Genomic DNA, 10,598 nt, shown 5'->3' with positions numbered 1-10,598 from the left:
CTAGCGTGCGCCCTCGGGCCACAAAATCACCCGCAGCGTCTGGATAAGGATGAGTATATCGAGGAACGGGGTGTAGTTTTTGGCGTAGTAAAGATCATATTCCAGCTTGTGCCGGCTATCCTCGATCGACGCGCCATAGGGATAATTGATCTGCGCCCAGCCTGTGATCCCCGGCTTCACCATGTGCCGCTCGGCATAATAACGCAGATGCTGTTCCAGATCCTCGACGAATTGCCGCCGTTCAGGGCGCGGACCGACGAAGCTCATTTCACCCTTCAACACCGTCCAAGTCTGAGGCAGTTCATCGATGCGCAGCTTGCGCAGCCAGTAACCAAGACGCGTGATGCGCGGATCGTCCTGCGCCGCCCATTGCGCTTGACCCGCCACCTCGGCGTCCTGCCGCATGGTGCGCAGCTTCAATATCCAGAATTCCTGGCCATAGAGTCCCACGCGCTGCTGGCGGTAGAAAGCAGGCCCCTTGCTGTCGAGCTTCACCGCGAGCGCGGCGAGCAGAATGACTGGTCCCGTCAGGATCAACAGAATGGCGCTGGCGATGACGTCAAACAGCCGCTTGGCCATGGACGACAAACGGCGGCCTGCGGAAAATCCGTCCGAGAAGATCAGCCAGCTTGGATTGACGCTGTCGAGATCGACGCGGCCCGTTTCGCGCTCCAGAAATGTGGAGAGGTCGTTGACATGGACGCCCGTCGTCTTGATCCGCAACAGATCCGACATAGGCACCGAGTTGCGCCGCTCCTCAAGCGCAAGCACGACTTCGGTCGCTGCGAGCCGCATCACGAAATCGGCGAGGTTGTAGATCGCGCTGCGGTTGATGGCCTCGGGGATCTGTTGCGGACCGTCGTTCATGCCGATGTAGCCGACCACGAGGAACCCCGCGCCCTTGCGCTGCTCCAACTGGCGGATGCGATCGGCGCGACTGCCTGCGCCAAGCACCACGAGCCGACGCTTGAAGCTTTCCCCGCCCAGCATCGAACCCAGCAGCATCCGCAACACGATCAGGAACAGGACGGCAAAGCCCATGGCGTAAAGCGAGTTGGAACGCCACAGCGTGATACCGGGCAGGAGAAAGTGCATGACGGACAGGAAGATGACGCCGAGCGATATCGCGACGACGATGCGCACAAAAGCGAAGCGGAGCGACTGGAGCGATTCCACTCCATAGACGCCCACTGCGATCATCGCGACCTGAAGCGCTAATGCGAAGCTCAAAAGCGGCGCGGCGCGCGTAGTTATGTAATCGACTTCCATCCCGATCTGCTGCGCGCGGAGTACCCAGCCAGACTCGGCCGCGCACAACAGCATCAGAAAGTCGAGGACGCCCAACAGTAGCACGGCGTGCGGGACGTAATGTTTGAACAACCGGACCATTCGCGGCGCACTTCCCTGCTTGCGTTCATCCGGAGCCGTGATCCGGTCGGCAACGACGGAAAAAGGCCAGCCCCTGCGCTTTACAGCAGACTGTCAATATTCCCGACACGCAAAGCAGTCTCTCGCAAAATCACAAAGATTTGCTGAACGACCTCCTGATCCTGTTTCTTTTGTCGACAGGTCTTATGGCATCGCCAGGAAATAGCCTACGGCCACGACCAGCGACAGGGCGACGATAGCCGGCACCACCAGACGCACACCGCGCTGGTCGTTCAGGCTTAGCGAGTGAGGATGCGCATCGCTGGTGCGCGACCTGAATAGAGGATGGGCCATCGAAATTCTCCCGGCACAATACTAACATCAACGGTTGGGGAGCTTCGTCGTTCCACTCTGTAAGTCATTGTTAATCGGCCGCGAAAGTAAAAGGCGACAGTCCGCGCTCCCGATCGTCAAAACGCAAGGTGCGCCCGCGTGGCGGAGCGCTGCGCTGCGCGCACAAATCCCGGACGCACGCCGAACAACCCGGCCCTACTGGCTGCGCCTCTCCGCCCACCAGATCGAGACCCCGCGCCGCCAGCAAGGGCGCGGCAAACTCCGCCTTCAGACCCACGGCCACGGTGAACATCGCATTGCCGCCCTGCAATGCAGCACCCTGCGCCGCGACCGTGCGGGCGACGGTGAACCAGCGGTCGCCGTCGGGCAGCACGACCAATTGTCGCACGATCTCACCGGGTCGGCCGAACGCGGCGTGAATGTCCCAAAGGGGGCAGCGGCCCTCCGCCTCCACCAGTAGCGACGCACTGGCGCCGGCATACCGCTTTGAGGACTGTCCGGCCCGATCAATGCGCAGCATGAAGAATGGCAGGCCGCGCGCGCCCACGCGCTGCAAAGTGGTCAAGCGGTGTGCTACCTGCTCGAACCCTGCATTGAAGCGGCGTTGCAAGAGAAGCAGATCATAACCGCTGCTCTCGCATGCTCGCAAAAAGCGCGCGTAGGGCATCATCAGCGCGGCGGCGAAATAGCCGGTCAGATGCCTGCGGAAAAGCCTGTCGGTCGTCCGGTCGGTAAAGCTTGCGCCTGCGACGAGCGCTCCAATCTCCTTCTTCGCCTCAAGATCGCCAAGCAGATAGGCGAGTTGAAAGCACCGTGACGGCCCATCCAGCATCTCCGAAATCTGGAGCTGGCGCGCGTGCAGATCGAGCCGCCGCACGCGGTCAGGCATCACGTCCGCGGGCAGAATGCGGATCGCGAACTGATGCTTGACGCGCAGCCGCTCCGCAATGGCACCGTAGAGATCGCCCGAACTGAGGCGTAATTCATCGGCAAGCTCTTCGGCTTGCGTGTCCAGATCGGCGAAGTGGTTGCGCCAGCGTTCAATCTCGCGCCGGACCAGCGCGATAGGCGCGGCTTCGTCGCTCAACACATCGCCACCGTTTTGCGCCACGCGATCGAAGGCGCGCGCGAAGGCTTCGGCACCCCGTGGGGCAGCGGCGAGCCATTCCTCGATCTCAGTTCGATCAATCGCTAGATCGCTGAACATCGCATCGCTCAGGCGGCGGCGCATACCCTCCATCCCGCCGCCGGGTTCATCGGCCCCAAGCGCGCGAGGATCGAAGTCGAACCGATCGGCGAGGCGCAGCATCAGGCCCGCCGACAAGGGGCGCTGGTTTCGTTCGATCAGGTTCAGGTAACTGGGTGAGATGTCGAGCGCCGCCGCAAGCGCGACTTGCGTCAGTCCCGCCCCGCGCCGCAATCGCCGAACTGCATGACCCGCCAGAAGTTTGTCTGCCATATCCAATGCTTGTCATATAATTTACAAGATGACAAGGCTATTGGCATTTTGCCGCACGGATCGACTTCTAATTTTTACAAAAGGTATGGCTGCAATGGGTTCTCATACGTAGATACGGTGCAACGCCATCAAGGAGAGAAGGCAATGACCGAACCCACCCGTTCTCGCGCAGTCTTTTCGACTGAGGATTTTTCGCTGATGAAGGAAGCGATCGCCGACTACATCAAGAAGATTCAGGATAAGCCGGAATCATCGAAGTTCAGCAACCTGTATCACCGTCTGGGCCGCCTGGGCTAACAGCCAACCCGACGTTCGAGCTTCCTGGGGAGGAAGGCAGCCCGTCGCAATGCTTCAATGCATTGCGACGGGTTTGTACTTTCAGGCGATCATAGTTTTTGATTAACCATGCCCTGCTAAACTGGCCGCTGACATGTTCAGCAGGCCATGATGTACAAGATATTCGCCCTCGTCGTTCTGATGCTAGCGCCGATTGCCGTGACCCTGGTATCAAGTTTTGTACCCTCGACCGAAACGGCAATTGCTCCGGTTGTGGCGTCTTCACCGGTCGAAACAGTTACGGTGCCGCCCAGCGCTCCAGTTACAGCGCCAGCGTTCGAACCTTTGCCTTCGCCGCCACCCGTGGCGGATGGCGCGGCTCTCGCCACTGCAGCTCCCATGCTTGACCCTCGGGGAATAGATCCCACGCCGCAAGCCGTTGAAGGCAGCGAAACCAGTAGTGACACGCCAGCTTCCGAAACCGCACCAGTTGAGGTGCCGGACTCTTCCAACGACGATCGACCGGATAGCTGACCTACTTCTTCAGGATATTCAGCGCTGCGATGGTCAAAGCCTCCGACGCCGTGGTCACGACCTTTTCCGCGTCTGGCGCCCAGAACGCACTGTGTAACGATGGAAGCGAGGCTTCCCCCTTCGCCGCCTTGGCCATCAACGGCGCAGGCACGCCTCCTACCCAGAAGATGAAGCTCTTGATCGATTTGTCTTCGCGGTAATATCGGCCGAAATCCTCTCCACCCATGACGGCGGGAGCCTGCAGCACGCGCTGCACGCCAAAATGCATAGTGAACAACTTTGCCATTTCCTGTGCGAACTCGGGCGGGTTGTAGGTGGCGGGCGTGAACTCGTCCTTCACGGTGACAACCGGCATCCGATCCTCCGGCACGCCCGATGCAATCGCTTCCCCACGGGCGATCCGCTTGATGCCGTCGATCAACTGCGCACGTGTCTGGTCAGAATAGCTGCGGACGGTAAGCAACAGCGTCGCTTCGTCCGGAATGATGTTGTGCTTCGCACCTGCGCGGAAGCTGCCGACCGTCACCACCGCAGGGTCTTGCGGATCACGCTCCCGGCTTACGAGCGTCTGAAGCGCCATCACGATCTTTGAACCTAACACTATGGGATCGCGAGTTGTCTGCGGATAGGCGCCGTGACCGCCTACGCCCTTCACGATGATGTCGATGCTATCCACATTGGCCAGCGCAAATCCTGGCGTCCAGGCGATCCTGCCCGCTTCGAAATTAGCGGCGTCGTGAAAGGCGATCGCATGTGTGGGCTTGGGGAAACGCCTGAAGAGACCATCCTCCAGCATCATCCGCGCACCCCTGCCGGTTTCCTCCGCAGGTTGCAGGATCATGACGAGCGTACCCGACCATTCGGACTTACGAGCGGACAGCAGCTTGGCGGCTTCCAGCCAAGCGGTCATGTGCGTGTCATGACCGCAGGCATGCATGACGCCGCTCTCTATGCCGCCCTCCGTCGAAGCGCGAACCTTGGACGCAAAGGGCAACCCGGTTTGCTCGACTACCGGCAGGCCGTCCATGTCAGCGCGAATCAGCAGGACCGGGCCATTGCCATTTTTCATGACGGCTACAACTCCAGTGCCGCCCACCTTCTCCGTCACGGTAAAGCCCAGAGCCTTTACCTGCCCGGCGAGTTTAGCGGCTGTCTTTACTTCCTGACCGCTTAATTCCGGGTTGCTGTGGAGATCGCGATATAGCGTCATCATCGCCGGCGTGTCGGCCTTGATCGTGGAGGCGATGTCCTGCCCGAAAGCGGGCGCAACAAACAAAAGCGGTATTGCGGCCAGAACGGCCGTGTTGATGCGCATCGATTTCAGTCTCCCTTGACTGCGATCAGCATAGGGAAAAATGCGTGTCCCGCCAGTGCGCTTTTGATCGGCCGGTCAGGCGGCGTGCGCCACGAATTCGGCGCTGATCCAGTCGCGAAAGGCCTTCACTTTTGGCACGTTTCGATTGTGTGACGGATGCACGGTCCAATAAGACATCGGATAAATAGCGTCCGACGGGAAAGCCTCCACGAGCAGCCCCGCATCGAGTTCCGCTTTCCATAAAAATGAACTAAGGATCGCAATCCCCTGCCCTGCAAGAGCGACGCGGCTTTCCATTATTTGCGAGTCCAACTGGATGCCGCCGCGAGTGCCTTCGCCCGGCAGAGGTGCGCCCATCTCCTTAAACCAATAATGCCACCATATATCGTCAGGCGTCATGCGCGGCAGATCGTGAAGGTCTTGCGGATGCGTGAATGGCCCCCGCTCGGCAAGGAAGGTCGGGCTGCAAAGGGGGGCGACCCGGATCGAAATGAGCTTGCGGCTGTCGAGGCCGGGCCATTGGCCTTCCTGCCCGCCCCGGATCGCAAGATCTATGCCGTCCCGCGCAAAGTCCACCCATTTGTCGGACGTATGGAGACGCACCGCGAGATCGGGGTGCTGCATCTGGAACGCACCGAGGCGCGGCGCGAGCCACAGCGTCGCGAAACTATCGGTCGTGCTTATGGTAAGTACGGACGAGTCTTCTCCGGCCAGGGCCGCAAATCCGGACCGCATTTCGTTGAAGGCGCGGGTTAGGAACGGCGCGAGCATCCGCCCCTTCTCCGTTAGAACAATGCGCCGTCCGACGCGCTGAAAGAGCGACACACCGAGGCGGTCTTCCAGCGATTTGATCTGATAGCTGACAGCCGCCTGTGTCATGCCGAGTTCCTGCCCTGCAGCAGTGAAATTTTCCAACCGTGCGGCTGATTCGAACACGCGGATGGCGGCAAGGGGTGGGAGATTAGCCATTCCCCATCCATAAGCGTGCCTTATCTCATCGTCTATCTCTTTGTTGGCTTCCGTAACGTCATGTGGGGCATCACTGCACGGCGGTCATCGTGACTGCGAAACAGGAGGCAAAGATGAGAGACGAACAGGAGATGCGGATGTGGCAGGAACATGGCCATGCATTTACGGTAGAGATAGGAGAGCTTTTCCAGAAGATTATGCAGGCTTTCCGGGTACTTCATCGCATCGAATGGTCTGCGCCGTGGCGTAAGGGCAGATGCTGATCGACGAAACATCGGGTGACGGGGTTGCGATATCGCCTGCCAACGCCATTATGGTGCCATGGCCGAAATCGAGAGACCTTTGACCCCGCCCCCGATGACGTTGCTGGACGGAGCGACGCTCTTTTTGGATTTTGACGGCACATTGGTGCCGCTTACCGATGAACCTGACAGCGTAGTGGTAGATAACGAGCTGCGGGTTTTACTCGCAGATTTGGCGGAGGCGCTGTCCGGTCGGCTCGCCATTGTCAGCGGGCGGTCGGTGGAGACGCTTCGTGATCGGTTTGGGCTTGGCGGCTTCATCCTTTCGGGCAGTCACGGGCTGGAGTTCGCGCACCCCGGTGAACCCACACGAGCACCAACTCGCCAGCATGAAGTCGACATTGCCGAAGCGGAACTGGAGGCCTTCATTGCCGACAAACCCGGCCTGCGTGTCGAGCGCAAGACGCTGAGCGTCGGGCTTCATTTCCGTAAGGCGCCAGGCTTCGCAGACGCGTGCAGAACGATCGCAGAGGCTCTGGCGCAAGAGACCGGGCTGTATCTTCAGGCTGGCAAAATGGTTTACGAATTGCGGCCCGGTGGAGCGGACAAGGGAACAGCGATCCGGTTGCTTATGCAAGAACTCCCGCTCTCAACAGGCTTGCCTTTGTTTTTCGGCGACGACGTTACTGACGAAGATGGCTTTGCCGCTGCGGCAGGGCTGGGCGGTAATGGTGTCTTAGTTGGGCCGGATCGCAGAACCGATGCGCAATGGCATCTGGAACATGTCGATGCCGTCCGGCATTACCTATCGACAAGTGTCGCACACCTTTGCGGGAAGGTTGCTCTTACGTCCTCTTGATGCGTGACGCTTTTCACATTCAGGGGGATATATGACACATCGAGATTTGAACCTGTGGCCGATTGGCAATTGCCAAGCCTCGGCCTTGATAGACAGCAAGGGCCGGTTCGTCTGGGCCTGTGTTCCACGAGTGGATGGTGACCCGGTCTTCTCCGCACTGCTGGATGACAAGGGTTGGGATTCCCCGGAGGCGCGCGGTTTTTGGAGCATTGATCTTGAAGGTTGCGTGACCGTCGATCAATCTTATGTCCGCAACAGCGCGGTGCTGCTGACACGGCAATCTGACGCATCCGGCAATGCCATAGAGACGCTCGATTTCTGCCCTAGGTTCAAACATAAGGGCCGCATGTACCGTCCGGTCGCGTTCGCGCGGATCGTCCGGGTGGTGTCCGGCAGCCCGCGTATCCGCGTCCGCCTGCGCCCCACCACTGCGTGGAACAGCGAAGAAGTGCCGGTCAGCTACGGGTCGAACCATATCCGGATGGTCCTGTCCTATATGGCGATGCGGCTGAGCACCGACGCGCCGATCGGCCTCATCAATCAGGAAAGCTGGTTCCGGCTGGAGCAGGACGTGCATTTCTTTTTGGGACCGGACGAGAGTTTCTCCGACGCGCTTCGTCCCGCCGTGCAGCGGATGATGGAGGACACCGTCCTTGAATGGCGCATGTGGGTGCGGGGGCTGGCGATCCCGCCTGAGTGGCAGGAAGCAGTGATCCGTAGCGCCATTACTCTAAAGTTGTGCCAGCATGAGGAGACCGGCGCGATCGTAGCTGCGCTGACGACTTCCATTCCCGAACATGCCGATAGTGGACGGAACTGGGATTATCGGCACTGCTGGGTGCGGGATGCTTATTATACTGTCGAGGCGTTGAACCGCCTCGGCGCGCTCGACGTGCTGGAAAGCTATCTCGTTTATCTGCGCAACATTGTCGACGGCGCCAAGGGCGGGCATATCCAGCCGCTCTACGATGTGCGCGGAAACGCGCGTCTCGATGAATGGGAAGCCAAGTCGCTGCCGGGCTATCGCGGCATGGGACCGGTCCGCGTCGGCAATGCCGCTTACGAGCAGATCCAGCATGACGCCTATGGACAGATCGTGCTGTCGTCCGTGCAGGGCTTCATCGATCACCGTCTTCTGCGCATGGCGGGTGAGTCCGATTTCGAAGCGCTGGAGGCTGTGGGCGAACGGGCATGGGCTGTCTACGACAAGCCTGATGCCGGGCTTTGGGAGCTACGTAATCGCACGCATGTCCACAGCTATAGCGCCGTCATGTGCTGGGCGGCGTGCGACCGGTTGGCGCACGCCGCCAATGCGCTCGGCCTGAAGGATCGCGAAGCCCATTGGTCGGAACGCGCGAGCATCATGCGTGAGGACATATTGAAGGCGGCGTGGCGGCCCGGTAGCAACGCCTTGTCGGCGAACTTCGAAGACGACGCGCGCGATGCTTCATTACTGCAACTTCTGGATCTGCGCTTCCTTGCACCAGACGATGCGCAGTTCCTCGGCACTCTGAAAGCGCTGGAGGCGGACCTGCGCCGGGGTTCCAATATGCTACGTTATAGTGCGCCGGACGACTTCGGTGCACCTGTCACCGCGTTTAACGTCTGCACCTTCTGGTTGATCGAGGCGCTGCATCGTACAGGTCGAAGGGAAGAGGCGCGGACATTGTTCGAAGAAATGCTGTCGCGCCGGACGCCGGCTGGCCTCCTGTCGGAGGACATCGATCCGGAAACCGGTGAATTATGGGGGAATTATCCGCAGACCTATTCGTTGGTCGGGATTATCAATTGCGCAGTTCTGCTGAGCAAGCCCTGGAGTGAATGTCGATGAGCCGCCTGATTGTCATATCCAACCGCGTCAGTCGCCCCAACAAGAACGGCGAACAGGGTGGGCTGGCTGTCGCTTTGGCGGCTGCGCTGCGGCAGAGGGGCGGCATCTGGGTTGGCTGGTCAGGCGATACGACCGACAAGTTCACCGGCCAGATTGCGTTCAACGAGGATGAAGGCGTCAGGACTGCGACCATCGACCTGGAAGAGCAGGACGTCGACGAATATTACAACGGCTATGCCAACCGGACGCTGTGGCCGTTATTTCACTTCCGCATCGACCTGGCCGAATATGCCCGCGATTTCGAGGGGGGCTATAACCGCGTAAACCAGCGGTTTGCGGATACGGCCAGCCCTTTGATCGAGTCTGACGATGTTGTCTGGATTCACGACTATCATCTGATCCCGCTTGGGCAATTGCTTCGGAAGAAGGGGCTTAAAAACAGGATAGGCTTCTTCCTCCACATCCCCTGGCCGCCTACCCGCCTGCTGGTTTCCCTTCCCCACCATAGCAAGCTGGTAGAGGCGCTGTTCGCTTACGACGTGGTGGGCTTCCATACCGAAGAATGGCTCGAATCCTTCCGCCATTATGTCGAGAAGGAGATGGGCGGTCGCGTCGATGGCGATTTCATCACGGCCGGGGGCCGAACAATACAGGCCATTGCCTGCCCGATAGGCATCGATGCGCCGGAATTTGTCGCAGCGAGCAACGGGACGGTTGCGGCAGAAATGTACAAGCGCGTATGCGACTCGCTGCAGGAGCGCGCGATGATCGTCGGGGTCGACCGGCTCGATTACAGCAAGGGTCTTGAAGAGCGCTTCAACGGCTATGCGCGGTTCCTGAAAGACAATTCGCAGATGCAGGGGAAAGTCGTGCTGGTGCAGATCGCGCCGCCCTCGCGCAGTGACGTCGCGAGCTATCAGGAGATACGCGCAACGCTGGACTCGCTCGCTGGCCGGATCAATGGCGAGTATAGCGATGTCGACTGGACGCCCATTCGTTACGTCAACCAAGGGTATCCACGCGAAAAGCTCGCGGGTATTTATCGCTCCGCGCGGATCGGTCTGGTGACGCCCTTGCGCGATGGGATGAATTTGGTCGCGAAGGAGTATGTCGCGGCCCAAGATCCGGCTGATCCTGGGGTTCTCATCCTGTCGCGATTTGCGGGCGCTGCGCATCAGTTGAAGGATGCGCTCCTCATCAATCCGTATTCGCCGGAGGAAATGTCCGACGCAATCAGCAAGGCGCTGGCGATGCCGCTGGAAGAACGCAAACGCCGCTGGACCGCGATGATGCAATCCGTGCAGGAGCAGGATGTATCCTGGTGGCGCGCCACCTTCTCGCAACGGCTGGAGGAAGCCGCCGAGGTGCGGCAGACGGAAGACGTAGAATAG

At 59.8% G+C, this 10,598-nt stretch carries 10 protein-coding genes; 5 read left to right on the top strand and 5 right to left on the bottom strand.

The window, feature by feature from the left end; genetic code table 11:
* From C1T17_RS09320 to C1T17_RS09315, 3 genes are all read right to left on the bottom strand, one after another.
* Nucleotides 1-1,389 (bottom strand): TIGR03013 family XrtA/PEP-CTERM system glycosyltransferase, encoded by a 1,389-nt coding sequence (locus tag C1T17_RS09320; RefSeq protein WP_104953207.1) that lies wholly within the window; start codon nt 1,387-1,389, stop codon nt 1-3.
* A 183-nt stretch (nt 1,390-1,572) separates the two neighbouring features.
* A complete protein-coding gene (locus C1T17_RS21285) occupies nt 1,573-1,722 on the bottom strand; it encodes a hypothetical protein (RefSeq protein ID WP_189338563.1) in 150 nt (49 codons plus the stop codon).
* A gap of 70 nt (nt 1,723-1,792) precedes the next feature.
* Complete coding sequence (locus C1T17_RS09315; RefSeq protein ID WP_104953206.1) at nt 1,793-3,181, bottom strand: short-chain fatty acyl-CoA regulator family protein; 1,389 nt, start codon at nt 3,179-3,181, stop codon at nt 1,793-1,795.
* A 144-nt stretch (nt 3,182-3,325) separates the two neighbouring features.
* Between C1T17_RS09315 and C1T17_RS21280 the strand changes: the two genes are divergently transcribed.
* Together C1T17_RS21280 and C1T17_RS21015 are read left to right on the top strand one after the other, a co-directional pair.
* Nucleotides 3,326-3,478 carry a hypothetical protein gene (locus tag C1T17_RS21280; RefSeq protein WP_189338562.1) on the top strand — a complete coding sequence of 51 codons (153 nt, stop codon included), beginning with the start codon at nt 3,326-3,328 and terminating at the stop codon, nt 3,476-3,478.
* 147 nt (nt 3,479-3,625) lie between these two features.
* Nucleotides 3,626-3,991, top strand: coding sequence for a hypothetical protein (locus tag C1T17_RS21015; protein WP_145958983.1), 366 nt, complete (start codon nt 3,626-3,628; stop codon nt 3,989-3,991).
* Nucleotide 3,992: 1 nt separating this feature from the next.
* Here C1T17_RS21015 and C1T17_RS09310 read toward each other — a convergent pair whose 3' ends face one another.
* Together C1T17_RS09310 and C1T17_RS09305 are read right to left on the bottom strand one after the other, a co-directional pair.
* A complete protein-coding gene (locus C1T17_RS09310) occupies nt 3,993-5,306 on the bottom strand; it encodes an amidohydrolase (protein ID WP_104953205.1) in 1,314 nt (437 codons plus the stop codon).
* A gap of 75 nt (nt 5,307-5,381) precedes the next feature.
* Nucleotides 5,382-6,275 (bottom strand): LysR substrate-binding domain-containing protein, encoded by an 894-nt coding sequence (locus C1T17_RS09305; protein ID WP_104953204.1) that lies wholly within the window; start codon nt 6,273-6,275, stop codon nt 5,382-5,384.
* Between the two features lie 321 nt (nt 6,276-6,596).
* On the opposite strand from C1T17_RS09305, the gene otsB reads away from it, so the two are divergent.
* From otsB to otsA, 3 genes are read left to right on the top strand one after another with little or no spacing between them, the layout of a single operon-like run.
* Nucleotides 6,597-7,376 (top strand): trehalose-phosphatase, encoded by a 780-nt coding sequence (gene otsB / locus C1T17_RS09300; protein WP_223262881.1) that lies wholly within the window; start codon nt 6,597-6,599, stop codon nt 7,374-7,376.
* Nucleotides 7,377-7,407: 31 nt separating this feature from the next.
* A complete protein-coding gene (locus tag C1T17_RS09295) occupies nt 7,408-9,207 on the top strand; it encodes a glycoside hydrolase family 15 protein (RefSeq protein WP_104953202.1) in 1,800 nt (599 codons plus the stop codon).
* Complete coding sequence (gene otsA, locus C1T17_RS09290; protein WP_104953201.1) at nt 9,204-10,598, top strand: alpha,alpha-trehalose-phosphate synthase (UDP-forming); 1,395 nt, start codon at nt 9,204-9,206, stop codon at nt 10,596-10,598. Before C1T17_RS09295 ends, otsA begins: the two co-directional genes overlap by 4 nt.

Origin of the sequence: Sphingobium sp. SCG-1 (genome assembly GCF_002953135.1) — a bacterium.
GTDB lineage: Bacteria > Pseudomonadota > Alphaproteobacteria > Sphingomonadales > Sphingomonadaceae > Sphingobium.
Note: the sequence above shows the minus strand (reverse complement) of the source record. Positions and strands in the feature narration are given on the sequence as shown.